Annotated in this window: 23 protein-coding genes; 11 read left to right on the forward strand and 12 right to left on the reverse strand. The window is 68.2% G+C overall.

The annotated features are described in order from the left end of the window. Positions 1 to 107: 107 nt before the first annotated feature. The 6 genes from rpmH (at position 108) to rsmG (ending at position 3,543) form a co-directional block, all read left to right on the forward strand. The gene (rpmH, locus tag AB0G84_RS17080; RefSeq protein ID WP_003949374.1) at positions 108 to 245 is read left to right on the forward strand and encodes a 50S ribosomal protein L34; all 138 of its coding nucleotides are present in this window, start codon (positions 108 to 110) and stop codon (positions 243 to 245) included. 23 nt (positions 246 to 268) lie between these two features. Next, positions 269 to 727 (forward strand): ribonuclease P protein component, encoded by a 459-nt coding sequence (gene rnpA / locus AB0G84_RS17085; protein ID WP_361320861.1) that lies wholly within the window; start codon positions 269 to 271, stop codon positions 725 to 727. Beyond that, positions 724 to 1,041: a membrane protein insertion efficiency factor YidD gene (yidD, locus tag AB0G84_RS17090; protein WP_361320863.1), complete on the forward strand. Its 318-nt coding sequence runs from the start codon at positions 724 to 726 to the stop codon at positions 1,039 to 1,041. The genes rnpA and yidD overlap by 4 nt, the downstream gene beginning before the upstream one ends. A gap of 3 nt (positions 1,042 to 1,044) precedes the next feature. Beyond that, positions 1,045 to 2,157, forward strand: coding sequence for a membrane protein insertase YidC (gene yidC / locus AB0G84_RS17095; protein WP_361320865.1), 1,113 nt, complete (start codon positions 1,045 to 1,047; stop codon positions 2,155 to 2,157). A gap of 14 nt (positions 2,158 to 2,171) precedes the next feature. Further along, on the forward strand, positions 2,172 to 2,678 hold the full coding sequence (locus AB0G84_RS17100; RefSeq protein ID WP_361320867.1) for a R3H domain-containing nucleic acid-binding protein: 507 nt from the start codon (positions 2,172 to 2,174) through the stop codon (positions 2,676 to 2,678). Between the two features lie 136 nt (positions 2,679 to 2,814). Beyond that, complete coding sequence (rsmG, locus tag AB0G84_RS17105) at positions 2,815 to 3,543, forward strand: 16S rRNA (guanine(527)-N(7))-methyltransferase RsmG (RefSeq protein ID WP_361320869.1); 729 nt, start codon at positions 2,815 to 2,817, stop codon at positions 3,541 to 3,543. Between the two features lie 91 nt (positions 3,544 to 3,634). Here rsmG and AB0G84_RS17110 read toward each other — a convergent pair whose 3' ends face one another. Then, entirely contained in the window at positions 3,635 to 3,991 is a 357-nt protein-coding gene (locus AB0G84_RS17110; RefSeq protein WP_361320871.1) for a hypothetical protein, read from the reverse strand. Positions 3,992 to 4,365: 374 nt separating this feature from the next. Here AB0G84_RS17110 and AB0G84_RS17115 point away from each other — a divergent pair, with 374 nt between their 5' ends. The 3 genes from AB0G84_RS17115 to AB0G84_RS17125 all read left to right on the forward strand — a co-directional run bounded on the left by AB0G84_RS17115 (position 4,366) and on the right by AB0G84_RS17125 (position 7,458). Continuing rightward, the gene (locus tag AB0G84_RS17115) at positions 4,366 to 5,436 is read left to right on the forward strand and encodes an AAA family ATPase (protein WP_361320873.1); all 1,071 of its coding nucleotides are present in this window, start codon (positions 4,366 to 4,368) and stop codon (positions 5,434 to 5,436) included. Continuing rightward, entirely contained in the window at positions 5,433 to 6,533 is a 1,101-nt protein-coding gene (locus AB0G84_RS17120; protein ID WP_361320875.1) for a ParB/RepB/Spo0J family partition protein, read from the forward strand. Before AB0G84_RS17115 ends, AB0G84_RS17120 begins: the two co-directional genes overlap by 4 nt. Before the next feature lie 307 nt (positions 6,534 to 6,840). Beyond that, positions 6,841 to 7,458, forward strand: coding sequence for a GNAT family N-acetyltransferase (locus tag AB0G84_RS17125; RefSeq protein WP_361320877.1), 618 nt, complete (start codon positions 6,841 to 6,843; stop codon positions 7,456 to 7,458). A gap of 83 nt (positions 7,459 to 7,541) precedes the next feature. Here the strand turns inward: AB0G84_RS17125 and trxA are convergent, their stop codons facing one another. The 7 genes from trxA to AB0G84_RS17160 all read right to left on the reverse strand — a co-directional run bounded on the left by trxA (position 7,542) and on the right by AB0G84_RS17160 (position 17,547). Beyond that, positions 7,542 to 7,868, reverse strand: a complete 327-nt coding sequence (gene trxA, locus AB0G84_RS17130; protein WP_361320879.1) for a thioredoxin — start codon at positions 7,866 to 7,868, stop codon at positions 7,542 to 7,544. 46 nt (positions 7,869 to 7,914) lie between these two features. Further along, positions 7,915 to 8,889 carry a thioredoxin-disulfide reductase gene (trxB, locus tag AB0G84_RS17135; protein ID WP_361320881.1) on the reverse strand — a complete coding sequence of 325 codons (975 nt, stop codon included), beginning with the start codon at positions 8,887 to 8,889 and terminating at the stop codon, positions 7,915 to 7,917. A gap of 114 nt (positions 8,890 to 9,003) precedes the next feature. Continuing rightward, positions 9,004 to 9,927 (reverse strand): hypothetical protein, encoded by a 924-nt coding sequence (locus AB0G84_RS17140; RefSeq protein WP_361320883.1) that lies wholly within the window; start codon positions 9,925 to 9,927, stop codon positions 9,004 to 9,006. Beyond that, positions 9,924 to 10,607: an RNA polymerase sigma factor SigM gene (gene sigM / locus AB0G84_RS17145; protein WP_361320885.1), complete on the reverse strand. Its 684-nt coding sequence runs from the start codon at positions 10,605 to 10,607 to the stop codon at positions 9,924 to 9,926. The genes AB0G84_RS17140 and sigM overlap by 4 nt, the downstream gene beginning before the upstream one ends. A gap of 607 nt (positions 10,608 to 11,214) precedes the next feature. After that, positions 11,215 to 12,927: a serine/threonine protein kinase gene (locus tag AB0G84_RS17150; protein ID WP_361321065.1), complete on the reverse strand. Its 1,713-nt coding sequence runs from the start codon at positions 12,925 to 12,927 to the stop codon at positions 11,215 to 11,217. Positions 12,928 to 13,034: 107 nt separating this feature from the next. Beyond that, positions 13,035 to 15,254 (reverse strand): murein biosynthesis integral membrane protein MurJ, encoded by a 2,220-nt coding sequence (gene murJ, locus AB0G84_RS17155; RefSeq protein ID WP_361320887.1) that lies wholly within the window; start codon positions 15,252 to 15,254, stop codon positions 13,035 to 13,037. Between the two features lie 46 nt (positions 15,255 to 15,300). Next, positions 15,301 to 17,547, reverse strand: coding sequence for a DUF6049 family protein (locus AB0G84_RS17160; RefSeq protein WP_361320889.1), 2,247 nt, complete (start codon positions 17,545 to 17,547; stop codon positions 15,301 to 15,303). Between the two features lie 249 nt (positions 17,548 to 17,796). Between AB0G84_RS17160 and AB0G84_RS17165 the strand changes: the two genes are divergently transcribed. Continuing rightward, positions 17,797 to 19,272, forward strand: a complete 1,476-nt coding sequence (locus AB0G84_RS17165; protein WP_361320891.1) for a CCA tRNA nucleotidyltransferase — start codon at positions 17,797 to 17,799, stop codon at positions 19,270 to 19,272. Between the two features lie 205 nt (positions 19,273 to 19,477). Here AB0G84_RS17165 and AB0G84_RS17170 read toward each other — a convergent pair whose 3' ends face one another. The 4 genes from AB0G84_RS17170 to AB0G84_RS17185 all read right to left on the reverse strand — a co-directional run bounded on the left by AB0G84_RS17170 (position 19,478) and on the right by AB0G84_RS17185 (position 23,322). After that, entirely contained in the window at positions 19,478 to 20,050 is a 573-nt protein-coding gene (locus tag AB0G84_RS17170; RefSeq protein ID WP_361320893.1) for a hypothetical protein, read from the reverse strand. Positions 20,051 to 20,162: 112 nt separating this feature from the next. Beyond that, positions 20,163 to 21,434: an MFS transporter gene (locus AB0G84_RS17175; RefSeq protein WP_361320895.1), complete on the reverse strand. Its 1,272-nt coding sequence runs from the start codon at positions 21,432 to 21,434 to the stop codon at positions 20,163 to 20,165. A 78-nt stretch (positions 21,435 to 21,512) separates the two neighbouring features. After that, on the reverse strand, positions 21,513 to 22,595 hold the full coding sequence (locus AB0G84_RS17180) for an inositol-3-phosphate synthase (RefSeq protein WP_361320897.1): 1,083 nt from the start codon (positions 22,593 to 22,595) through the stop codon (positions 21,513 to 21,515). Positions 22,596 to 22,641: 46 nt separating this feature from the next. Continuing rightward, on the reverse strand, positions 22,642 to 23,322 hold the full coding sequence (locus tag AB0G84_RS17185; protein ID WP_361320899.1) for a PadR family transcriptional regulator: 681 nt from the start codon (positions 23,320 to 23,322) through the stop codon (positions 22,642 to 22,644). 586 nt (positions 23,323 to 23,908) lie between these two features. On the opposite strand from AB0G84_RS17185, the gene AB0G84_RS17190 reads away from it, so the two are divergent. Beyond that, positions 23,909 to 26,341 carry a transglycosylase domain-containing protein gene (locus AB0G84_RS17190; RefSeq protein ID WP_361321066.1) on the forward strand — a complete coding sequence of 811 codons (2,433 nt, stop codon included), beginning with the start codon at positions 23,909 to 23,911 and terminating at the stop codon, positions 26,339 to 26,341. Positions 26,342 to 26,436 lie beyond the last annotated feature (95 nt).

Genomic DNA, 26,436 nt, shown 5'->3' on the forward strand with positions numbered 1-26,436 from the left:
AGCGGTGCACTTAGGCGTATGCGAGCTACTCGTGGGCGCACGGTGACAGCCAACGACGCCCCACATCTGTCTCTCCTTGAGACAACAAGCATTCCTGGAGCCCCCGAGTGAGCAAGCGCACCTTCCAGCCGAACAACCGCCGCCGCGCGAAGACCCACGGCTTCCGTCTGCGCATGCGGACGCGCGCCGGCCGCGCGATTCTGGCGTCCCGCCGTGGCAAGGGTCGCGCCCGTCTGTCGGCCTGAGCAGCCCGACCTAGGTCCATGACGTGCTGCCTACCGAAAATCGGCTGAGGCGGCGCGAGGACTTTGCGACCGCGGTACGCCGGGGACGCAGGGCCGGGCGCCCGCTCCTTGTCGTTCATTGTCGTAGCGGTGCAACGGACCCGCACGCAGCGGGGGAACGTGTTCCCCCGACGCGTGCGGGTTTCGTCGTGAGCAAGGCCGTTGGCAACGCGGTCGTGCGCAACAAGGTCAAGCGGAGACTTCGGCATCTCGTGCGCGATCGGCTGGACCGGCTTCCCGCCGGTAGCCTGGTTGTCGTACGGGCCCTGCCCGGCGCGGGTGGAGCGGACCACGATCAGCTGGCCCGCGACCTGGACGCCGCTCTGGAGCGGCTGCTGGGAGGAGTCCCGCGAGGTGGCAATCCCTCGGCGACTGCGTCCGACGGCGGCTGCGCCGCGGGCCCCCGGAACCCCGGCCGGGGCCCGGGAGGGAGCGCACAGTGAAGTACCCGCTGCTGCTTTTGATCAAGATCTATCAGTGGACCATCAGCCCCCTGCTGGGCCCGGTCTGCAAGTACTACCCGTCGTGCTCGCACTATGGCTATACGGCCATCGATCGGCACGGCGCGGTGAAAGGGACTGCGCTGACCGCCTGGCGCATCCTGCGCTGCAACCCGTGGTCGCTCGGTGGCGTCGACCACGTCCCTCCCCGGAAGCGTCCGGTCTGGCACCAGCGGCTGAGGAGCCACCTGGGTGGGACTGCCGTTCATGAGCCCGCTGCCCAGCCCGAGACCCGGCCCAACGCCCAAGGAGCCTGATTCGTGGACACGATCCTGAATCCTCTCTATTACGCCGTTTCCTGGATCATCGTCCAGTTCCACTCGTTCTACGGCCTGATCTTTGACCCGAACAGTGGCGCGGCGTGGGGTCTGTCCATCGTCTCGCTGGTGGTGCTGATCCGTATCTGCCTGATCCCGCTCTTCGTGAAGCAGATCAAGTCGACGCGGAACATGCAGGCGCTGCAGCCGAAGATGAAGGCGATCCAGGAGCGCTACAAGAGCGACAAGCAGCGCCAGTCCGAAGAGATGATGAAGCTCTACAAGGAGACGGGAACCAACCCGCTCTCGAGCTGTCTTCCGATTCTGGCGCAGTCGCCCTTCTTCATCTCGCTGTACCAGGTCCTCAGCCATATCGCGCAGAACAAGACGGTCGGCGTCATCGACCAGCCGCTGCTGGAGAGCGCGCAGAAGGCGCACATCTTCGGTGCGCCGCTGGCGGCGAAGTTCATGGACAGCGCGGCGAAGATCGCGAGCCTTGACGCGTCGGTCATGAACGTCCGCGTGGTCACGATCATCATGATCGTCCTGATGTCGGCGTCGCAGTTCTACACGCAGCGCCAGCTGATGACCAAGAACGTCGACCTCACGGTGAAGACGCCGTTCATGCAGCAGCAGAAGATGCTGATGTACGTCTTCCCGATCATGTTCGCCGTCTTCGGCATCAACTTCCCCGTCGGTGTTCTCGTGTACTGGCTGACCACCAACGTGTGGACCATGGGCCAGCAGATGTTCGTCATCCGTCGTAACCCGACTCCGGGCAGCAAGGCCTTCGCGGAGCGCCAGGAGCGGCTGCGGGCCCAGGGCAAGCTCGTCGAGGCCCCGGCCGAGGTCGCAGCGAAGAAGGCCGCCGAGGAGGCGCGCCAGAACCGCCAGCAGCCCAAGCGCCAGAGCAAGTCCCAGCGGCAGAGCGGCAGCGCCCCGGTAAGCGGTGGCGGGCAGCGCACCCGGGCGGGCTCCGACGAGAGCACGGAGAAGAAGCAGTCGCTGGAGAAGAGCGCGCAGGACGGCAAGGACAAGGGCGCCTCCGCGTCCCGCGGCGCCAAGTCCGGCCAGCGCAAGGGCCAGCAGCGTCCCAAGCACCCCTCGAAGAAGTAAGAAGGAGTCCTTTCGTGACGGACACGACCCCTGCCGGCGAGGGCACCGACACCCTGACCCGCCTGGAGCAGGAAGGCGAGATCGCCGCCGACTACCTCGAGGGTCTGCTGGACATCGCCGACCTCGACGGTGACATCGACATGGACGTCGAGGCCGATCGCGCCGCCGTGTCGATCATCAGCGACTCGACCAGCCGTGATCTGCAGAAGCTGGTGGGCCGCGACGGTGAGGTGCTGGAGGCGCTGCAGGAGCTGACGCGGCTGGCCGTGCACCGGGAGACCGGTGACCGCAGCCGTCTGATGCTGGACATCGCCGGCTTCCGGGCGCGTAAGCGTGAGCAGCTCACGGAGATCGGTGCGAAGGCGGCGGAGGACGCCAAGGGCTCCGGCCAGCCGGTCAAGCTGGACCCGATGACGCCGTTCGAGCGCAAGGTCGTCCATGACGCGGTGGCGGCCGCCGGTCTGCGCAGTGAGTCCGAGGGCGAGGAGCCGCAGCGCTGCGTGGTCGTCCTCCCGGCCTGACCGTTCAGCGCATCCGTTTTTCTTTGGCCCCGTCTGCTCGCAGGCGGGGCCAAAAGTTATCAGCGATCTGTGTTATTCCGGGTGCGTAGGCCCGGGTTCCCGACAGGAAAAGCAGTCCAGAGGAAGGGCGGTTCCCGTGACGGAGGCAGCAGCGGAGCTCCCTCCCGCGCCGAAGGCGGCGCAGGAGGTATTCGGCGAGCGCTTTCCGGAGGCTGTGCGGTACGGCGAACTGCTCGCCGACGCGGGGGTGAGGCGAGGGCTGATCGGGCCGCGGGAGGTGCCGCGCCTGTGGGAGCGGCACCTGCTGAACTGCGCGGTGCTCTCCGAGGTGGTGCCCGAGGGCGTCTCGGTCTGCGATGTGGGTTCGGGGGCGGGACTGCCCGGGATCCCGCTGGCTCTGGTGCGGCCGGACCTCAAGATCACGCTTCTGGAGCCGCTGCTGCGGCGGACGACGTTCCTGCGGGAGGTCGTCGAACTGCTCGGCCTGGACCATGTGACGGTCGTACGGGGACGGGCCGAGGAGGCCATGGGGAAGCTGCCACAGGTGCATGTGGTGACCGCTCGCGCCGTGGCCCCGCTCGACCGACTGGCCGGCTGGGGCGTTCCGCTGCTGCGTCCCTACGGCGAGATGCTGGCGCTCAAGGGCGACGCCGCGGAGGAGGAGCTCAAGGGCGCCCGGGCAGCGCTGAGCAAGCTCGGTGTGGTGAAGACCTCGGTGGTGCAGGTGGGCGAGGGCGTGGTGGATCCGCCGTCGACCGTGGTCCGGGTCGAGGTGGGCGAGAGCCCCGGTGGTGTGCGCTTCGCGGCCAAGCGCGCGAAGGCGGCGCGGACCGGCCGGGCCGCGAAGGGCGCTCGCCGGCGCTGAGCAGGTCCGTCTGCCGGCGTCTACGGCGCTACGAGTAAGAGCCCTGGGGTGCCGCACTGCGGCGCCCCAGGGCTCTTGGCCTGTGCTTAGCTCAGGCGGAGTGCGTGAAGCAGGTGTCCGGCCATGCGTCGATGGAGCGGCAGATCTTCTTGATGGTCACCTTGGCGCCGCCACCGCTGTAGGTGGTGTGGCCTCCACCCTTCTTGTTCCAGAGGGTGTAGACCTTGTTGCCGTGACCGGCCCGGGTGTACTGGACGTACACCTCGTTGCCGTCGTCGGCAGTGTCCTTGATGGCGGCCTGCCCGTGATTGCTGTTGACGCGGTACGCGTGTGCCCAGATCACCTTGATGTCCTGGTCGGCGAAAGCCGGCGTGGCCGCGCCACATATGCTCAGGCCAAGAGCTATAGCGGTGATCCGGCCAGCTATCCTGCGCTTGCTTGCCTGCATGTGTTCCCCCTTGTGAAGTTTGGGACCGTCCACACCGGGTGGTCGTTGCGTCCCGGGATCGGTCGTCGAGCAGTCTATGGGGCCTTTGATCTTGCGGAAAGGGGTTTTTGCCGCACCGCGCAGCACCTCATGGGGCGTGCCTGGTCCGAATGGTGACGGATCGCAACATGCCAGTGGGTGATCCAGCGCCCTTGCTGGCGTGGGGGTGCATCGTGTTTCACGTGAAACATCGTTCTCTGCTGCAAGGCATCATCGGCCGTGGTCGGGCGGCCGCCGCGCCGCGTGACCGTAAGCCCACAAGGGTTACGGAAGTATCCACAGATGCGGATTCGTCCACAGGAGAACGGGCCTCACTGGTTCACGACACCGAAAGCATGGCAGGCTCTGCACATTGCGAGCTTGATGTCGAGGAGAGTGAATCCTTGCGGTCCGACGCCAACAACGCGGGACCGATGACCGATCCGGTCCCCGGTCCCCGTAGCGAGTCGTTCGGGGACGATGTTTCACGTGAAACACCGCCCCCGATGGATGACACCCCCATTGGTCGTGCAGCTCAGCTGGCGGTAGAGGCCCTCGGCCGCACGGGTGAGGCGCTTCCCCGGCCTGAGCAGACCCGGGTCATGGTGGTGGCCAACCAGAAGGGCGGGGTCGGAAAGACCACGACCACGGTGAACCTGGCGGCCTCGTTGGCCCTGCACGGGGCACGGGTGCTGGTCATCGACCTCGACCCCCAAGGAAACGCCTCCACGGCGCTGGGTATCGACCATCACGCCGACGTGCCGTCGATCTACGACGTGCTGGTGGACAGCAAGCCGCTCTCCGACGTGGTGCAGCCGGTTGTCGATGTGGAGGGGCTGTTCTGTGCGCCTGCCACGATCGATCTGGCCGGCGCCGAGATCGAGCTGGTCTCGCTGGTGGCACGGGAGAGCCGACTGGACCGGGCCATCAAGGCGTATGAACAGCCGCTGGACTACATCTTCATCGACTGCCCGCCCTCGCTGGGCCTGCTGACCGTCAATGCCCTGGTCGCCGGCGCCGAGGTGCTGATCCCGATCCAGTGCGAGTACTACGCACTCGAAGGACTGGGGCAGTTGCTACGGAACGTCGACCTGGTGCGGGGGCACCTCAACCCCAAGCTCCATGTCTCGACGATCCTGCTCACCATGTACGACGGACGCACCCGGCTGGCCTCCCAGGTCGCCGACGAGGTGCGCAACCACTTCGGCCACGAGGTGCTCCGGACGAGTATTCCGCGCTCGGTACGCATCTCCGAGGCACCCAGTTATGGGCAGACCGTGCTCACCTACGACCCGGGATCCAGTGGCTCGCTCTCCTACCTGGAGGCGGCCCGAGAGATCGCGATGCGTGGGGTCCCGCAGACCGGGGGTCAGGGCCTCAGCGTCAACTATGAAGCACAGCACAGCATCCCGGAGGGGACTCAGTGAGCGAACGACGTAGAGGACTGGGCCGTGGGCTCGGTGCGCTGATCCCCGCGGCACCGCAGAGCACGGACCATGTCGGATCCACAGCCGGACAGGGCGCAACGGCACCGGCGTCTGCACCGGTCCTGGCCCCGGAGCGAGGGGTCGCAGCGGCCAAGGTGACCTCACTGCCGGAGCGCGCTGTTTCACGTGAAACAGAAGCACCGGCTGGCGACGAGTCGGCGGTAGCGGGCCTGACGCAGGTGGCCGGTGCGCACTTCGCCGAGGTGCCGCTGGACGCCATCACGCCGAACCCGCGCCAGCCGCGCACGGTCTTCGACGAGGACGCGCTCGCTGAGCTGGTGACCTCCATCAAGGAGGTGGGTCTGCTCCAGCCGGTGGTGGTCCGTGAGACCGGCCCGGAGGCCTATGAGCTCATCATGGGCGAGCGCCGTTGGCGGGCTTCCCGTGAGGCCGGCCTGGAGAAGATTCCCGCGATCGTCCGGGAGACCGAGGACGAGAAGCTGCTCCTCGACGCCCTGCTGGAGAATCTGCACCGGGCACAGCTGAACCCGCTGGAAGAGGCCGCCGCCTACGACCAGTTGCTGAAGGACTTCAAGTGCACGCATGACGAGCTGGCCGACCGGATCGGACGCTCGCGTCCGCAGGTCTCCAACACGCTGCGTCTGCTGAACCTCTCGCCGTCCGTGCAGAACCGGCTCGCCGCGGGGGTGCTCTCCGCGGGACACGCCCGGGCCCTGCTCTCGGTGGAGGACTCGGAGGAGCAGGACCACCTGGCACGCCGCATCGTGGCGGAGGGGCTGTCGGTGCGCACGGTCGAGGAGATCGTGAAGCTGATGGGCTCGGAGCCCAAGAGCGCGAACAAGGCGAAGGGGCCCCGCGCGGGTACCCGGGTGTCCCCCGCCCTCACCGGTCTGGCCACCCGGCTGTCCGACCGTTTCGAGACGCGGGTGAAGGTCGACCTGGGGCAGAAGAAGGGCAAGATCGTCGTCGAATTCGCCTCGATGGAGGATCTTGAGCGGATCCTCGGCACTCTGGCCCCAGGCGAGGGGCGCGTCCTCGGCCAGACCCTGGCCGAGGAGAAGAACGCGGAAGAGTGAGCTGACCTCATGGGTCCCGGGCGGGCCGTGTTCCGGAAGCCATACCGGAACACGGCCCGCCCTTTGCTCTCTCGCGGTACCCGCGCCCGTAAAGGGTGGATACGATGCGTTCGGGTATGGCACGCATCCACCTGGAGACACCTCACAGCGAGGAGAGGGCCATGCAATCGGTGAGCCGCACCGGACTGTTCGTGGCGGGGTTCGGCCTGGCAGCCGTCGGAGGGTTCGTCGGGGGTCTGCTCAGGGAGCAGACCGCGCTGACGGCGCTTCGTGGTGCGGTAGGCGAGAGAAGTGAGGACCTGGTTCTATGGGCCGTCGGCTCGTACCGCTCACGCTGGACAACCTTCCGGATCTCCCCAAGCGCTGCCGCTCCTGCGTCTTCTGGGAGCTCGACCCCGTCAGCGGCGAGGCCGCGGTAAAGGCCGGGCGCCCCGAGCTGGAGAAGGAAGCCTGGATCTCGGCAGTCCTGCTGGAGTGGGGATCCTGTGGGCGGGTCGTCTATGTCGATGAGGTGCCTGTGGGGTTTGTGATGTACGCCCCGCCGGCGTATGTGCCGCGCTCCACCGCCTTCCCCACCAGCCCGGTCTCCGCGGACGCGGTCCAGCTGCTGACCGCCTGGCTGTCCCCCGCGTACCAGGGGCAGGGGCTGGGGCGCGTGATGGTCCAGACAGTCGCCAAGGACCTCATCCAGCGGGGCTTCAAAGCGATCGAGGCGTTCGGGGATGCCCAATGGTCCGAGCCGGCCTGTGTACTGCCCGCCGACCATCTGCTGGCCGTGGGCTTCAAGACCGTCCGCCCCCACCACCGCTTTCCGAGGCTGCGCCTTGAGCTGCGGACCACGATCTCGTGGAAGGAAGACGTGGAGATGGCGCTCGACCGTCTGCTGGGGGCGGTGCAGAAGGAGCCCGCGCTGCGGCCGCTGTGAAGCAGACTGTTTCACGTGAAACGACGAACGGGCCCGCCCCCGGTGAGGGCGAGCCCGTTTCACGTGAAACAAGGCGCTAGAACTCAGGCGAGATAGTCCGCCAGGTCGCGCTCGATCGCGGCCTTCGGCTTGGCGCCGACGATCGTCTTCACGACCTCGCCGTCCTGGTAGACGTTCATCGTCGGGATCGACATGACGCCGTACTTGGCGGTGGTCGCCGGGTTCTCGTCGGTGTTCAGCTTGGCGATGACGATCTCGTCGTGCTCCGCGGCAATGGCCTCCAGAGACGGGGCGATCTGGCGGCACGGGCCGCACCAGGTGGCCCAGAAGTCCACGAGGACGGGCTTGTCGCTCTTGAGGACGACCTCTTCGAAGTTGTCGTCCGTGACGGTCACCGTGGCGCCGGCCATGGCAGTCTCCTTACTGGGTGGGTGGTGGGAAAGCGGGGTGCCCGGGTCAGGCGGAAGCGGTCTTCTCCGGCTCGGCGGTCGCTTCGCCGTCCGACAGCGAGGCGAGGAAGCGCTCGGCGTCCAGGGCGGCGGCGCAGCCCGTGCCGGCGGCCGTGATCGCCTGGCGGTAGGTGTGGTCGACGACATCGCCGGCGGCGAAGACACCGCGCAGGTTGGTACGGGTGCTGGGCGAGTCGACCTTGAGGTAGCCCTCGTCGTCGAGGTTCAGCTGGCCCTTGAAGAGCTCGGTGCGGGGGTCGTGACCGATCGCAATGAACAGACCCGTGACGGGCAGCTCAGAGGTCTCTCCGGTCTTGACGTTGCGCAGCGTCAGACCCGAGAGCTTGCCCTCGCCGTGGATCTCGGCAATCTCGCTGTCCCAGACGAACTTGATCTTCGGGTCGGCGAAGGCACGCTCCTGCATCGCCTTGCTGGCTCGCAGGGCATCGCGGCGGTGGACGACCGTGACCGACTTCGCAAAGCGGGAGAGGAAGGTGGCCTCCTCCATCGCGGTGTCGCCGCCGCCGATGACGGCGATGTCCTGGTCCTTGAAGAAGAACCCGTCACAGGTTGCGCACCAGGAGACGCCACGGCCGGACAGCTCGTCCTCGCGGGGCAGACCGAGCTTGCGGTGCTGGGATCCGGTGCTGACGATGACCGCCTTCGCGCGGTGCACCGTGCCCGCGGTGTCGGTGACGGTCTTGATCTCCTCGGAGAGGTCGACCGCGACGACATCGTCCGGCACCAGTTCGGCGCCGAAGCGCTCGGCCTGGGCGCGCATGTTGTCCATGAGGTCCGGCCCCATGATGCCGTCGCGGAAACCGGGGAAGTTCTCCACGTCGGTGGTGTTCATCAGCGCGCCTCCGGCGGTGACGGCACCTTCGAAGACCAGCGGCTTCAGGGACGCGCGGGCGGTGTAGAGCGCTGCGGTGTAGCCCGCGGGCCCGGAGCCGATGATGATCACGTTGCGGACGTCGCTCACGGGTGTCTTCCTTGTCTCTGCCGACTGCTTGCTGGGGCTCTCGGAACTCTCACCCCACCCAACGGATCCTACGGGGCCAGCATTCCCGTAGTGTCACAGCGCACTGCCCGTCGTTCAGTCTCGCGCGTACGAGTGTGAGAGCAGCACCTTCCCGGGAACGGGCGGCGTGGCGGAGACACACGAGGAGGCCACGACATAGGCCGAGACCCGTTGGGCATCGGCCGGATCCGGCAGCACGACGAGGTAGGCGTCCTTGCCCTGGTAGCGGGTAGGGCTGGAGGCGAGCGGAGTCTCTGGTCGTCCGATGCCGTGGCGGACGCAGGACGGGACGGTGCTCGCGCTGCCCCGCAGCGGGCTGTCGGGAGAGCTTCGGGCCCCGATGTCCGGGGTCTTGTGCGCCCCCTTGGAGGTCAGCAGCGCCTGGACGTGAGACCCGAGAGTGGCTTCGGTGAGGCCGCCGGCACCCAGTGTGGACTTCTCGGGACGCGCGGTGGTCCCGTGCTGGTGGGATCCCTGTGCGCCGTCCAACGCGGCGTTCTGGATGAGGAGACCACCGAAGCTCAGCACCGCGGCGGCCGCCGCGGTACCGAGCAGGATCCGGGGCCAGCGTCGCGCACGGGGACGCCCCGGCGTCTGGCGCCCTGGTCCGGATGCGCCCTTGGGGCGCCCGGCCGGTCGGGACGGAGTGCTACGGGTGGCAGGGGCAGTGCCGGTTTCACGTGAAACATCGGCCGGAGCGCTGACCGTTTCACGTGAAACGGCGGTCACGGAGCCAGGAGGGGTGCGGTCCAGCAGTGCCTCGGCGGCCAGCGCGGCGTCGATCCGCCCGGCGACGTCCGCCGGCATCCGTGCCGGGCCCGGCAACGTCCCGAGCAGCGCCCGGATCTCCTCCAGTGAGGCGTGGACCTCCTCGCACAGCGCGCAACCGGCGAGGTGCTGGCGGAGGTCCGCCGCACGGGAGGGAGACAGCAGACCATCCGTGAGTTCGGAGATCTCGGATACCTCCGGGTGCTCACCCATGCCGGTTGTCGACGTCACGCTCGCCCACCTCCGCCCTTCACGGCACCTGTGTCCTTCGGCCCTGCCGTCGGTGGGACGGATGTCCCCTGCGCCCGGTTCCTTCCCCTGCTCGTGGGTTCGCTACTCCCGCCGTCAGCGCGCAGATGGGTGACCAAGGGAAGGAGCCGGGCACGGCCTCGTGCACAGCGGCTCTTCACCGTTCCAGTGGGTATGTCCAGGATCGCGGCGGCTTCCGCGACGGGATAGCCCTGCATATCGACGAGGACGAGTGCGGCACGTTGTTCCTCGGGCAGGGTGCGCAGGGCACGCAGCAGCTCACGGTGCAAGTCCTGGCGCTCGGCGGGGACTGCGGCGTCCTCCTCGGGTTCCAGGAGCTGCTCCAGCCGCTCGGTCTCCGCGACCGGTGAGGAACGCCGGGAGGCGGCCTTGCGAGCCCGGTCCAGGCAGGCATTGACCGTGATGCGGTGCAGCCAGGTGGTCACGGCGGACTGCCCACGGAAGGTGTGAGCGGCGCGATAGGCCGAGACCAGAGCGTCCTGCACGGCGTCTGCGGCTTCCTCACGATCACCGAGTGTGCGCAGCGCCACCGCCCAGAGACGGTCGCGGTGCCGCCGGACGATCTCCCCGAACGCCTCGGGGTCGCCAGCGACATGGCGAGCGATGAGGTCTTGATCACTAGAACCCTCTAGCAGACCCACCCATACCCCCTGACCCGGCGCCGACTCCTGGAAATCTTGCCCCCTGTAAGACAGCGACGTAAAGATCGCCAACCTGCTGCTACGTGACGTAAGTGGTTCCTGACTTGCAGCAACAATGCGTCACTGTTCATCGTAGGCAGGTGTGTGGAGAACCTCTAGGGAGCTCATCGATGCGTAGATGAGTGGTCTTCTTGCCGGAGAACGCTAAAGGATGCGTTGCTGTTTTTGCTCCTCGCGGGAGTGCTGCTCGGGTGTCGCTTTGGCCTTGAGGTTGGGCTGCCCACCGACGGGCGTGTTCGCTCGGTAACGCGCGAGCCTGACCGCTCTTGATGGTGCAGGTCGCGCTCCAGGTGGCGATCGTCTGCTACCAGTCGGGCAGCTGTAGTTGCCGCCGGCGGCGGACGCAGGGGTGGCGGTGGCGATCCCGCCGGCGAGGAACACAGTGCCCACAGGTGCCGTTGCGGCCCGGCGTCACCCAGTGTGCATGGTGGGGACGGGATCAGGCTGGTCAGCCACACGAAGTCGCCCCGCCGACCCGAAGGTTGGCGGGGCGCTCTCAACCTCGTATTGCTACGGGTTCCCGGTTCGCCGAGTTCATGCTGGTGAGTCAGCTGAAGACTTTGATTTCTGAAATGCCGCCGCGGAACCCATCCGATGTTCCATCAGGGGGAAGCTTCGTAATGTGGACCAGGACATAACGAGACTTCACCGACTGGTCGAGCTTCACATCCAACTTGTCACCAGCTTTTCCCAGCTTGGAAATGCGTTGTGAGAAATCACCGAGCGTCGTCGGGTTCGCTGCGGAGGGTGCTGCTGCGCGGACCTCTACGGTCTGGCCTGGCCGGTACATGGTGACCTGTATCCCGGAGATGTCCTTGGCGCTTCCGAGGTCAATGATGATCCCGCTGCCATCTGCGCGCGGCGGCAGGTTTCCGAAGTTGGACCAGCCCTTGAACTGTCCTGTCACCCAAGCGGTACTCGGATTGCCGTCCGTGACATTGTGAGCTTGATCCTCCGAGAAAGGCCTGGCCAGGGGCGAGAACTCTGTAGCGCCCTTGACCGAGAGAGCCTTTACTGTGTGCTTCTTCGGACCGCTGGCCGACTGTGAGTTCCTCGGGCCGTCCTGGTCGCTCTCCCGCTTCAGCAGCGTGTCCGCCAGCTGCCAGCTGCCGAGCCCCAGCGCCGCGATGAGCAGCGCCGAGACGGACCACTTCAGGGCCCGGCCGGTGCGGCTCTGCAGCGGCGACGGCGGCGAGGTGACCGGCTGCGTGACATGCGGTGCCGGTGCGCCGTGAGCGGACGACTGCCGGTAGCTGCCCTGCTGGTAGCCGGTGCGCTGGTACGGCGGCGGGGCGTTGAACGAGGTCTCCGGGGGCCGGATGCGCGGCATGGCTGCAACCGCCTTGGCCAGCTCCTCGGGGGTGGTGCAGGGCTGTTCCTGGCGGGAGGCCGTGGCGCCGTCGTTGATCAGGGCCCGCATGGCCAGCTCGGACAGCCCGCGGTGGACGCCGGCGCGCACCTGGTCCGGTGCGATGAGTCCGACGCCCTTGGGCAGCCCGGTGAGGCCGTGGGCGTCGTTCTCGTACGGCCAGCGCTGGGTCAGGGCGGCGTACAGCAGCGCGCCGATGGCCTCGGTGTCCGTGCGCTGGGGGTGCTCGCAGGTGATGCCACGCAGCGCCGCCATGACGGCCAGGCCGCGGATGCGGTACTGGCCGGATTCTGTGCGCAGCACCGAGCCGGGGGTGATCCGCAGGTGGGACAGCCCCTCGCGGTGGGCGGCTGCCATGGCCTGGGAGACCTGGCTGACGAGCTGGTAGGCGTCGTGCGGTTCGAGCGGGCCGTTGGCCAGCACTGTGGTGAGCTCAGTGGCGTCCGGCAGCCATTCGTGGACGACGTAGACGAGGTCGTTCTCCTCGACGGCGTCCAGGACGTGGACGAACCGGGGGTCGCCGAGCAGCGCCGAGGCGCGAGCGGCGGAGAGCACCGGCCGGGCCCGCGGGTGGTGGGCGGGCAGGATGTGCACACCGACGGCGCGGCGCAACTTTTCGTCGACCGCACGCCAGCTGCTGAATCCGTCCAGACGGGTGAGGCACTCTTCCAGGCGGTAGCGTCTGGCGAGCTTGTGGCCGCTGTGCAGTTCAGGTGGCTGGGCCTCGGCCTCCGCTGCACTCTGTTCCTCGGTGCGTGCAGCGTCGTGTTCCCCGCCGGATACCTTCTCGGCCTTAGCACCGTCGTCCGTGGCCTTGCCCGCCTTGGCGGTCAGCGGCTGCTCACCGCTCGTGTCGGCCACGTCGACGGCAGCCGTGCTCCGTTCCGCCACCGTCGTTCCTGCCTCCCCATCCGTTGCAGGCTCAATGAGCCAAGACAATTGTGCCCACAGTCCGCCACTATGCACGACACACGGTGGCAGTCGATGGTTGTGCTCAATCAACGCCCAAGCTTTGACCGGACCATGCCGACCAGGGCGTTCATTTCCTCGATGCGCATTTTGCGCGCTGCGAGGTAAAACACGGCCAGCAGCGCGGCAACACCGGCGACCAGCGCCGCCAGCGAGCCGACGAATCCGCTTCCGAGCGCCTGCATGATGGCGTACACCAGGGCGCCGGAGACGATCGTGGCCGGGATGCTGGCGCCGGCCAGCCGCGCGTAGGTCCGTACGACATGCGCGGTGTCGAGATCTCCGTCCATGCGCTTGCCCAGCCGCCGCCAGGCCACGCCCACGCCGATGATGTAGGCCAGGCCGTAGGAGGCGGCCATGCCGACCACTGCCCAGCGGGCCGGCAGGACCAGGAAGCAGAGGCCGGAGGCGGCGGCGTTGACCGCGGCGACGATCACCGTGTTGTAGAACGGCGTGCGGGTGTCCTCGTACGCGTAGAAGGCGCGCAGGACGACGTACTGCACCGAGAACGGGATCAGGCCGATGCCGAAGGCCATCAGCATGTAGCCCATCGGGATGCCGGCGCCGGACGAGCCGTAGACCAGCGTGCACAGCGGGATACCCAGCGAGAGGAAGCCGAACGAGATCGGGACGATGGCGACCGCGGAGGTGCGCAGACCCTGCGAAATGTCGTCCCGGACGGCCCCGGTGTCACCGTCGTGCGCGGAGCGCGCCAGCCGCGGCAGCAGCGCCGCCATCACGGAGACGGTGATGATCGCCTGCGGCATGTTCCAGATCAGCTGGGCGCTGGCGTACGAGATGAAGCCGGTGCCCGGGTGGCCCTGCTGGTCGGCGGTGTTGCCGGCCCAGGTGGACAGCTGGGTGACGACCAGGACGCCCGCCTGGTTGGCGAGCACGAACAGCACCGTCCACTTGGCGAGCTTGGCGGCCTTGCCCAGCCCGTGCCCCCGCCAGTCGAAGCGCAGCCGGAGCGTGAAGTCGGCGTCCCGGAGATAGGGGATCATCGCCAGCGCCTGCACGACGAGCCCGAGGAGGGTGCCGATGCCCAGCAGCCGGATGCCCTCGTCGGGGATGGTGGTGACGCCGATGTGCGAGGTCTTCGCCGTGCCGTAGACCCAGATGAACAGGCCGAACGTGGCGATCATGACGATGTTGTTGAGGACCGGGGTCCACATCATCGCGCCGAAGCGGCCGCGGGCGTTGAGGATCTGCCCCATCACCACGTGCAGACCCATGAAGAAGATCGTGGGTACGCAGTAGCGGGTGAAGGCCACGGCGACCTCGTTGGCCGCCGGGTCGCGTGAGATGTCGAACGAGACCATTTTGACCAGGAGCGGAGCCGCGAACACCGCCAGCACCGTCAGGACTCCGAGGACCACGACGACCAGCGTCAGCAGCCGGTTGGCGTACGCCTCGCCGCCGTCGTCGTCCTCCTTCATCGCGCGCACCAGCTGCGGGACGAAGACCGAGTTCAGACCGCCGCCGATGGTCAGGATGAAGATCATCGTCGGGAGCTGGTAGGCGACCTGCCAGGAGTCACCGAGCACCGCGCCGCCGAGCGCCGCGACGATCAGCGCCGAGCGGACGAAGCCCGTCAGACGGGACACCATCGTGCCGGCGGCCATCACCGCGCTGGACTTGAACAGTCCCGAGGCGCGGCCGCCCGAGGGCTTGCCGGCCGGTGCGGCCGGCGCGGGCTCCGGTTCCGTGGCGGTCTGCTCCGGTACGGCCTCCGGGCCGGGTACCGGCCCGGGCACCGGGGGACCGACGGGCGGTCCGGCCGGCGCCGGGCGCTGGGAGTCGAAGGGCTGCTGGTCCCGGTAGAGATGCGCGAAGGCAGCGGACTCGGGGCGCTCGTCGGAGGCCGGGGAGCGCCGCTCGTCGACCCGCATGAACTGGGCCGTCGCGGTGTCCTCGCCGCCGTACTCCGGCTGGGGTGCGGGGCCCTGCGGTCCGGCCGGCGGGGACGCGGTCCAGGGCTGCTGGGGAGCGGCCTGCCGGCGCGCCGGGGGGCGCTGGAAGAAGGGGTTCGCGGGCCGTCCCGAAGGCGGTGGCTGCGCCGCGCGGTCGTAGCGCGCCTCGGTCACCGGCTCCTGGGCCGCCGGGTCCTGCGGGCGGTGCGGATCGTTGCGGTGGGCGTCCGGTCCATAGGCATCCTGCTCCGCCGGGAACGGGGGCGTCGGAGGGACCGGCCCCGTGGGGTCGCCATTGGCGCCCCGGCCCCGGTCACCGTCGTACGGCGCATTCATCGCTGCCCCACCTCATCCGTAGCCGGCCGTCCGGCTCCGCCATCTATCAACGGTCCACTTTCTCACCTGAGCCGGACGGGTCGGAGCTTTCCGAACCGGTGTCCGGCGAGGGGTCACTCGGCTGCTCGGGCGCGTCCGCACCGCCGTTGTCGCCGTCCGTGTCTTCCGGGGCGTCGGGCCCGTCGCCCGACCCGTCCTCGGCCGGCCCACCCGTCCTCCGCTTGCGCTGGAGGTAGATCCGTACGCCGGCCAGGACGAGCAGCAGCACACCGCCGGCGATGACGAGCATCACGGTGGCGGTGATCTCGGTGACGTTCACCTGGAACGTCATGGGGTCACCGTAGGGCTTTCCGTCGGCCGTGTAGAGCTGGGCGGTCACCCAGGCGCGACCGTTGGCGTTGGCCGTGGTGTCGAACTTGAACGACTGGCTGTGCCCGCCGTCCACCGTGATCTCCTGGGACTTTCCCACGTCCAGACGGTTGGGCTGGGACGAGGTCAGCCGGAGCGTCATGCCCTTGACGCCCTGGACCAGGTTGTTCTGGACCGTCACCGGGATCGTGGCGCTACGGCCGGAGAGCGTGGCGTCCGACTTCTGGATCAGGTGGACCTTCTTGGTCAGCCCGTCGAGATAGCTGCGCACCGACCTGCGGAACGCCGAGGCACCGGAGGCGTCGCCCCGCCACTCCGTGGACATCTCCCGCATCATCGCGTTGCCGAACGGCGTCACCACGCGCTCCGGCTGGGCGAGGATCACCTGGAAGTCGTCCAGCGCGGCCTGGGTGCCCTGGATCTGCCGGAAGGCGCTGGTGGGCAGCTCCTGGCGACGCAGTGAGGACGGGTAGGCGGCCGTGCTCGGCACCTGGCGGCTGGCCCTGGGGTCGGGCTTGGCCTTGGCCGCGGCGCTGAGGTTCAGGGGCTGGGTCCAGCGGCCGGACTCCTCCAGGTCCCGCAGCGCAGTGGCCATGGCGTGGGCCTGGCCGGCCGACGGCATGCGCTGGGGGGCGACCACGATGCTCCGCTGCCGGTCGGGGTCCTGCAGGTTGACCATGTGGGTCTGGGCGAGGAACTCCTGGATCGCGTGGGCGGACGCCCCGGCCTTCGACATATCGCCCTCGAAGGCCCGGGAGAGCGTGGCGTCCGACACGATGGCGGTGTTGCCGCCGCCGATCGGGCGGGCCGATGTCGGGGTGTAGGACAGCCTGCCGTTCTCCCGGAGGCTGTCGCTGCGGGTGATCACGTTGTGTGCGCCGGCGGAGGTGGCGACGTCGACGACCGAGGAGTCGATCGCGCCGTCGGTGGGCCAGGCGAAGTCCGTCCGTGGCGTGACGCCCAGGATGGTGTCGACGGTCTTGTCGGCGAGGTCGGTCGCCGGGCCGAGGTGGCTGAGGGCGCTGGGCACGCCCTTGCCGTGGTGGGCGAGCGAGGCCAGGTCCGGGTCACCGAACGGTAGCGCCACGACCTCGTGCGACTTGGCCGCCTCTTCGAGGTCGTGCAGCCACTGCTTGGCGACCGCCTGGTTCTTGCCCATGGGCCCGTCCGGGCCGTTCACCCGGTACGACTTGGTCATCGCGTCGACGGTCGCGAGCAGGTCCGGGTCGATGACGAAGGTCACCGGGAGGTTCTTGCTGAGCGCGACCATCTGCTGCAGCCGACCGCCCGGGGCGAGCTCGGCGGCGAGGTCGTCGTTACGGAAGACCGGTGTCTGCTGGGCGTCGGCGTCGGTCTCGGCGGTGAGGTGAGTGGAGGAGATCAGCGGCCACAGGTAGGTGAGCTGCGTCTTCTTGCCGGCGTCGGAGGCCTGCCAGGGCAGGAACGTCCGGTCGATGCCGAGTACCTGCTCGTAGGACGAGGCCTGGGAGTGCCCTGATACAGAGACGCCGATCTGGTACACACCGTCATCGTCGAGGCGGAGGTCCTTGACCGGGACGCTGAGGGAGAACGGGCGGCGGGCGCCGGGCGCCAGCGTGTCGATCTTCTGCTTGTGCCCCTTGACCTCGGGGCCGTCCACTCCAGGCAGGTAGCCGGTGCGACGCGTCACCGCTTCGATGGCGCTGCGGCTGCCGAGGGCGTCGCCGCGGAGCATGCCGAGGTGCGCGCCGGTGATCGTGCTCCGGCTGTCGTTGGTCAGCGTGCCGGACACGGTGACGGTGTCCCCCTTGCCGGGGGTCGTCGGGGACATCGAGTCGATGGTCACATCGACCGCGTGGGCGTCGCTCGGAGCCGCCTGCGCGGAGGAAGCCAGCGGGGCCTGCAGCAGCCCCGCGAGCAGGGGCACTCCAGTGAGCAGTGTCACGGTCCTGCGGAGCCATCGGCCACGCGGCCGTTCGGTCTCCTGGAACCCTGCCGCCTCGGCCACGCGCTCGCCCGTCCCTCGTCGTCGTCAGTGGTCGTCGGAATGTGCGTCCACGAATGGTAACGAGGCCCGGCGCGCCGGAGTGCCGCGGACTGCTCCACATGATCGCGGAGTGGACCGCCCCGCGACCGTCCTGTCCCCTTTATTACGTGACGCCTTGCGCTGCGCGGCCACGTACCCTGTTCTGTTGTGCCGAACGCCAACAATGACCTCCCCACCCCGCACGCCGAGCGGACGCCGCCGTCGACGAACGCGCTGAACCACGTGCAGCGGCGCGCCGTGAGCGAGCTGCTGCGGGTGTCCCCCGTCGCGGATGACCTGGCCCGCCGATTCCAGGAGGCCGGGTTCACGCTTGCCCTGGTCGGTGGCTCGGTGCGGGATGCGCTGCTCGGCCGGCTCGGCAACGACCTGGACTTCACCACCGACGCCCGTCCCGAGGACGTTCTGAAGATCGTCCGGCCGTGGGCGGACGCGGTCTGGGAGGTCGGCATCGCCTTCGGGACGGTCGGCTGCAAGAAGGACTCGTTCGACATCGAGGTCACCACCTACCGGTCCGAGGCGTACGACCGCACCTCCCGCAAGCCCGAGGTGTCCTATGGCGACTCCATCGAGGAAGACCTGGTCCGCCGTGACTTCACGGTGAATGCCATGGCGGTGCTGCTGCCGCAGAAGGAGTTCGTCGATCCGCACCAGGGCCTGGAGGACCTGGCCGGCCGGGTGCTGCGTACGCCTGGGACGCCGGAGGAGTCGTTCTCGGACGATCCGCTGCGGATGATGCGTGCCGCCCGCTTCGCCGCCCAGCTGGATTTCGAGGTGGCCCCCGAGGTCATCGCCGCGATGAAGGCGATGGCGGAGCGCATCGAGATCGTTTCCGCGGAGCGGGTCCGGGACGAACTGAACAAGCTGGTCATCGCGCCCCACCCCCGCAAGGGTCTGCGGCTGCTCGTCGATGCGGGCCTGGCCGACCGGGTCCTGCCCGAGCTTCCGGCGCTGCGGCTGGAGAGTGATGAGCATCACCGGCACAAGGACGTCTACGAGCACTCGCTGACCGTCCTGGAGCAGGCGATCGCCCTGGAGGAGAACGGGCCCGATCTGGTGCTGCGGCTCTCGGCCCTGCTGCACGACATCGGCAAGCCCAGGACGCGGCGCTTCGAGAAGGACGGCCGGGTCTCCTTCCACCACCACGAGGTGGTGGGCGCGAAGATGACCAAGAAGCGGATGACCGCGCTGAAGTACTCCAACGACATGATCAAGGACGTCTCGCGTCTGGTGGAGCTGCACCTCCGCTTCCACGGCTACGGCACCGGCGAGTGGACCGACTCCGCGGTCCGTCGCTATGTGCGGGATGCCGGACCGCAGCTGGAGCGGCTGCACAAGCTGACCCGTTCGGACTGCACCACCCGGAACAAGCGCAAGGCCACCGCCCTGTCCCGTGCCTACGACGGGCTGGAGGAGCGCATCGCCCGGCTGCAGGAACAGGAAGAGCTGGAGGCGATCCGCCCGGACCTGGACGGTAACGACATCATGGAGATCCTGGGCATCCGCCCCGGGCCGGAGGTCGGTCAGGCGTACAAGCATCTGCTGGAGCTGCGGCTGGAGCACGGTCCGATGGGGCGTGAGGAAGCTGTCGGAGCCCTCAAGGAGTGGTGGGCCCAGCAGGGCTGATGTTTCACGTGAAACCGGCGGCGAACGGCCGGCGGCACTGTTTCACGTGAAACATGCGGGTGGTCGATCGCCTTGTTTCACGTGAAACCAAAGCCGATGCGCCCCCCGCTCCATGGGGGGAAGTAGAGGGCGGAACGGCAGACGCGGGTCGGTGTTTCACGTGAAACACCGACCCGCGGTCGTATCCGAGAGGTGCGCGGGTGCGCTACTTGGTGGGGGTGAGGCAGAGCACCGAGGTCGTGTCGGCGCGCCTGCGGCGGTGCACCGTCTTGACGAAGGGCTGCTCTCCCGCAGCGCACACGGAGGAGTCCGAGGTGGAGTTGTTCACCGAGGCCACCTTGTACTGGGCCTCCGTGCTGCCGCAGTCGACCACCGCGAGGCCGTCGTCCAGTGCACTGCTGGACTTCTTCACGCAGTCGCCGACCTCGGCGCTGTCCCCGTCGTTCAGGCCGCTGATCCAGGCGACCCCGATCACGATCAACCCGAGGACCACCCCGATGCCCTTCAAGATCGCCTTGGGGGAGCGGGACCTGGCGGGCTGCGGCGGCGGAACGGGAGGTCCGCCCTGCATGAAGGGCTGCTGTGGCGGTGCGGGGTAGCCCGGCTGGGGCTGTCCGTACGGAGCCTGCGGCTGCTGGGGGTAGGCGTATCCGCCCTGGGGCTGTCCGTAAGGGCCTTGCGGCACCGGCGGTGCCTGCGGGTACGGATTCTGTCCGTAGGGCTGCTGGCCGTACGGTGCCTGACCGTACGGGTGTGGGCCCTGCGGCGGCATGCTCATGGATCTCCCCCGGTTTTGATGTGTAGCAAGCATGTGTAGGACGCCCGTAAGGTACCGGGTCCGGGTGGGGAGCCGCTGAGTCGGGAGCACCGTGCGACGGGCGGCCCGGCTTCTACGACGCGCCCTCGCCCCGCCTCAACCGGATCACGGCGACGGTGACCAGCACATAGAGCGCGGTCACCACGAGGAGCAGTGTGCTGGACCGCCCGTCGGGCGGCAGCATCAGGGCGGCGACCGCGGCGGCGCCGACAAAGGCGACGTTGAACAGCACGTCGTAGAGGGCGAAGATCCGGCCGCGGAAGGCGTCGTCGACCGAGGACTGGACCACCGTGTCCGTGGAGATCTTGGTTCCCTGGGTGCCGAGGCCGAGCACAAAGGCGGCGGCCAGCATCGGCCCCGGCGCGAAGAACAGGCCCAGAGCCGGCACCAACACCGCGCCCATCGCCGCACAGCAGGCGATCCAGCCGAACACACCGAGCCGGTCGACCGCCCAGGGCGTGACGAGTGCGGCCATGAAGAAGCCCGCGCCCGACACCACGACGGCGATCCCCAGCAGGGCCAGGCCCTCGGATTCGGTGGCCGCCCAGGAGTACCGGCACAGCATCAGCACCGTGACCGTCAGCGCTCCGTAGCAGAACCGGATCAGGGTCATGGCGGCCAGTGCGCGGGCCGCGGTGCGCCGCTCGGCGAGGTGTCCCAGTCCTTCCACCAGGCCGCGCGCGGTACTCAACAGGGCCTCGCCCAGGTGGGGTTGGAGCCCGGTCGGGTCCGGACCGAGCAGCTGCGGCGTCATGCGCAGCGCGGTGAGCGCCGAGCAGAAGTACAGCGCGGCGGCGAGGAGGACCACATAGGCGTCGACGTCCGAGCCGGCCAGCCGGACGGCGAAGGCCAGGCCCCCGCCGGCCGTTGCGGCGAGCGTTCCGGCCGTCGGTGTGAGGGAGTTGGCCATCACCAGCCGCGGTCCGCCGTCGACCACGCGCGGAAGGGCGGCCGAAAGCCCCGCCAGCACGAAGCGGTTCACGGCGGTCACCGAGAGGGCCGAGGCGTAGAAGAGCCAGTCAGGGGCGTTCGACACGATCAGCGTCGCGGTCGCCATGGACAGCAGGGCGCGCAGCAGGTTCCCGTACAGCAGGACCTGGCGGCGTCGCCAGCGGTCGAGCAGCACGCCCGTGAACGGGCCGAGCAGCGAGTACGGCAGCAGCAGCACCGCCATGGCGGAGGCGATGGCTGCGGGTGAGGCCTGTTTCTCGGGCGAGAAGACGACGAAGGCGGCGAGGGCGACCTGGAAGACGCCGTCGGCGGCCTGGGACAGAAGCCGTGCGGCAAGGAGCGAACGGAAGTCGCGCAGCCGGAGTAATACGCGGAGGTCGCGCACAGCATGCATGAGGCACAGCCTCACACAGCCCGCAGGCCCCCGGGGGGAATACCCGGAGGCCTGCGGAGAGAGGTTCTGGCCGGCGCCTCAGCGCTCGACCTCACCCCGGATGAACTTCTCGACGTTCTCCCGCGCCTCGTCGTCGAAGTACTGCACCGGCGGCGACTTCATGAAGTACGAGGAGGCGGAGAGGATCGGACCGCCGATGCCGCGGTCCTTGGCGATCTTCGCGGCGCGCAGCGCGTCGATGATGACACCCGCGGAGTTCGGGGAGTCCCAGACCTCGAGCTTGTACTCGAGGTTCAGCGGGACGTCACCGAAGGCGCGGCCCTCCAGGCGGACGTACGCCCACTTGCGGTCGTCCAGCCAGGCCACGAAGTCCGAGGGGCCGATGTGGACGTTGTCCTCGCCCAGCTCGCGGTCGCGGATCTGGGAGGTGACGGCCTGCGTCTTGGAGATCTTCTTGGACTCCAGGCGCTCCCGCTCCAGCATGTTCTTGAAGTCCATGTTGCCGCCGACGTTCAGCTGCATCGTGCGGTCCAGGATGACGCCCCGGTCCTCGAAGAGCTTGGCCATCACACGGTGCGTGATGGTGGCGCCGACCTGCGACTTGATGTCGTCACCGACGATCGGGACACCGGCCTCGGTGAACTTGTCCGCCCACTCCTTGGTGCCGGCGATGAAGACCGGGAGGGCGTTGACGAAGGCGACCTTGGCATCGAGGGCGCACTGGGCGTAGTACTTCGCCGCGTCCTCGGAGCCGACGGGGAGGTAGCAGACCAGGACGTCGACCTGCTTGTCCTTGAGGATCTGGACGACGTCGACCGGGGCCTCGGCGGACTCCTCGATGGTCTGGCGGTAGTACTTGCCCAGGCCGTCGAGGGTGTGGCCGCGCTGGACCTGCACGCCGGCGTTCGGCACATCGCAGATCTTGATGGTGTTGTTCTCGCTGGCGCCGATGGCGTCCGCAAGGTCGAGGCCGACCTTCTTGGCGTCGACGTCGAAGGCGGCCACGAACTCGATGTCACGCACGTGGTAGTCGCCGAACTGCACGTGCATGAGGCCGGGCACGCGGCTCTCGGGGTCGGCGTCCTTGTAGTACTCGACGCCCTGTACCAGCGAGGCGGCGCAGTTGCCCACGCCGACAATGGCTACGCGAACCGAACCCATTCCGGTTGCTCCCTGTGATCTCGATGAGGACCTGCGGGGCAGGGCCTCATGTGGTGGTGTCATCGGACGGATCCGGCCGGGAACCACCCCGGTGCCGGGGCAGGCCGCCCGTATCTGCTGACTGGTTCTGCTTGTCCTGCTCTGCGGGACCAGGCGCACGCTGATCCCGTCCGGCGCGCTCACTCTCGATGAGCCCGTTCAACCAACGGACTTCGCGCTCCACGGATTCCAGGCCGTGGCGTTGCAGTTCGAGGGTGTAGTCGTCCAGCCGCTCGCGGGACCTGGCCAGGGAGGTGCGCATCTTCTCGAGGCGTTCCTCCAGCCGGCTGCGGCGGCCCTCCAGTACGCGCATCCGTACGTCCCGGGACGTCTGGCCGAAAAACGCGAAGCGGACGCCGAAGTGCTCGTCCTCCCAGGCGTCCGGTCCGGAGTGCGCGAGCAACTCTTCGAAGTGCTTTTTGCCCTCAGCGGTCAATCGGTAGACGATCTTGGCTCGGCGCCCGGTCAGCGCTGCGGCGGGAACGCCCTCCTGGGCGCCGTCCGTCTCCTCGATGAGCCAGCCGTTGGCGACCAGCGCCTTGAGGCAGGGGTAGAGGGTGCCGTAGCTGAACGCACGGAAGACCCCGAGCGAGGTGTTGAGCCGTTTGCGCAGCTCATAGCCGTGCATCGGGGACTCGCGGAGCAGGCCGAGGACGGCGAACTCGAGGATGCCGGAACGTCTGCTCACCCTCCGCCTCCCTGACCCGGTGCGTTCTTTATGTCGTGCTGATGTATCGACTCGATACATCCAGACGATAGAGCGGCCACCTGGGCGGAACAAGAGGAGGGACGGTGAACGGCGTCACATCACCGATTCATACGAGCCAACCTGACTGATTTGGAGTGAATTTCAACACTGGGGAGGTTTTGGCCGTGCGTAGTCTGTGCGGCATGCAGACTGCCGGGAACCGTGGGCCGATATCTGGCGTCCCCGTCCTCGGTGTATTGCGGCCCGCGCCACAGGGGCGGGCCGCGCATCGGGGGGACCTGAAGACAACTGCCGCCTTCAGGCGACTAGATAGCGCGCCTGCCCGAGGAGTATTCGTTCCATGAGCGAGCACCGTCGCAAACCGCCACAACCGCAGAGTGGCGGACGTGCCGCGGCCCGACGCGCCGCGCAGCAGCCACCGGGGCGTCGTGTCGCGCCCCCGCGTGGCTCCGACGGCCCCACTGTCGAACCGTCCGGCCGCGATGCGCGGCCGGGAGGGCGGGCAGAGGCCCGTAGAGCAGCCCAGCGCGGCGGCGGACGCCGGCGTGCGGCCGATTCCGTGGAGATGGGCTCAGGCGGCGCCGGCGGCCGCGGCGGCGGAGGCCGTCGGGGCGGTGGTGGCGGTGGCGGCTTCGAAGGAGGCCGGGGCCGCGGCCGGGGCAACGGGCAGCCCGCCAAGCGGCGTCTGATCGATTACCCCCGTGCCAACCGGGTCGGCTGGCGGCGCTTTGTGCCGTCCTGGAAGCAGGTCACCACTCTGTGCATCAGCTTCCTGGGCCTCATGGTGGGCGCGGCCGGCGTGGCACTCGCCGTGGTGCAGGTGCCGGACGAGAACAAGGCCGCCAAATCGCAGAACAACGTCTACCTCTGGGCCAACGGCAAGGTCATGGCCCGCGACGGTGAGACGAACCGGCAGAACGTCAACATAGACGAGATTCCGAAGTCCATGCAGAATGCAGCGATCTCCGCGGAGAACGCGTCCTTCCGCTCGGACTCCGGTGTGGACCCGATGGGTATCGCCCGTGCCGTGGTGAACATGGCCAGGGGTGGCGAGACGCAGGGTGGCTCGACCATCACGCAGCAGTACGTGAAGAACGCCATGCTGAGCCAGGAACAGACCATTGACCGCAAGTTCAAGGAACTGTTCATCGCGATCAAGGTCGGCTGGTCCAAGACCAAGAACGAGATCCTCCAGGGCTACCTCAACACCAGCTACTACGGCCGTGGTGCCTACGGCATCCAGGCGGCGGCACAGGCGTACTACGGCAAGGACGCGGCCAAGCTGACGCCGGACGAGGGCGCCTTCCTCGCGAGCGTGCTCAAGGGTGCCAATCTCTACGACCCCGCGGGCGGAACCGGCCCCGGCGCCACGAAGGCCGAGAACACCAAGCGTGCCAAGGCGCGGTGGGGGTGGATCCTGGACCGCGAGGTCGCCAACGGCCTGATGACCAAGACGGACCGGGCCAAGTACACGAAGTTCCCCATGCCCAAGCAGCCGAAGCCGGTGGCCAGCAAGAGCGGCCAGATCGGCTACCTGATGGACGTGGCGAAGAAGTACGTGCTCAAGCACGCGAACATCACCGAGGCCCTGTTCGACAAGGGCGGCTACACGATCCGCACGACCTTCGACGAGAAGAAGACCGCGCAGCTCACCACCGCGGTCAAGAAGGTCGACAAGCGCTACATCAACCCCGAGAAGCGCGCCAAGGACAAGTACGTCCAGTTCGGTGGCGCCTCCGTGGTGCCAGGCAATGGCAAGATCGTCGCCCTGTACGGCGGCGAGGGCTACGACAAGGGCCACTTCACCAACAACGCCGACACCTTCGGTGTCCCGGTCGGCTCCACCTGGAAGCCGTTCGTGCTTGCGGCGGCGATGGAGTCCGGCACGCCTCAGAGCAGGCCCTCCGGGCTCTCACCGGACAGCCTGTACAACGGCGATGACCACCTCAAGGTGAAGAAGGCCGACGGCTCCTACGTGATGAAGCGGGACAATTCCCCCTTCTATCAGGAGAACGAGAGTAACCACCCCTGGGGCTACATCTCGTTGCGGAAGGCGATGGAGCAGTCCGTCAACACGCCGTTCGTCCAGCTCGGCATGGATGTCGGGATGGACAAGGTCAAGGACATGGCCCAGCGGGCCGGCATCTCGCCGGCCAGCTTCGACAAGAACCTCAACCCGTCCTTCGCCCTGGGTACCTCCACGCCCAGCGCGATCCGGATGGCCGACGCCTATGCGACGTTCGCCAGCTCGGGGACGAAGGTGGAGCCGTACTCGGTGACCAAGGTGACCTCCCAGGGCGTGGACCTGCCGGGCTTCGACCGGCCCAAGCAGGAGACGGCGATGTCCCCCAACATCGCCAACAACGTCACCAACGTCCTGCAGAACGTCATCAAGAACGGCACCGCGAGTGAAGCCAACCGGCTGGGCATGCCGGCGGCGGGCAAGACCGGTACCACCGACGAGAACAAGTCGGCTTGGTTCGTGGGCTACACCAAGCAGCTCTCTACGGCCATCACGATGTTCCGTGAGGACGCGCAGAACCCGCGGCAGCTGTCCATGAACGGCGTGGGTGGCTTCGACTCGATCCACGGTGGTGCGCTGCCCACCGAGGTGTGGACCGAGTACATGCTGCAGGCGATGAACGGTGTCACGCCGCAGAGTTTCCCGCTCGCCACGCCCATCGGGCAGAAGGCCGACGAGGCGGGTATGCCCACGCCGACGCCCACGCCCACTCCGTCGGACACCCCGTCGGCCACCCCGTCGGAGAAGCCCAGCAAGTCTGCTTCCCCGTCGAACTCGCCGAGTCCGGGCCCGACCGACACCTGCTCCCCGTGGGACATCAACTGCCGGAACAGCGGTGGTGCCGGCAACGGCGGCGGCAACGGCAACGGCGGCGGCAACGGCGGGCCGGGCGGTGGTCCCGGCGGTTCGACGCCGACGCCCGATCCGACCGATGCCAGTGGCGGTGGCGGCATCTTCGGTGGCCCCACCGGCTGAGGCCGACGACCGTTTCACGTGAAACGCTGATCTGTTTCACGTGAAACACGACGCCGCAGAGCCCCCGCCCGGCTTGACCGGGCGGGGGCTTCGCC

It is taken from the genome of Streptomyces sp. NPDC020742, from assembly GCF_040641675.1.
Classification (GTDB): Bacteria; Actinomycetota; Actinomycetes; order Streptomycetales; family Streptomycetaceae; genus Streptomyces.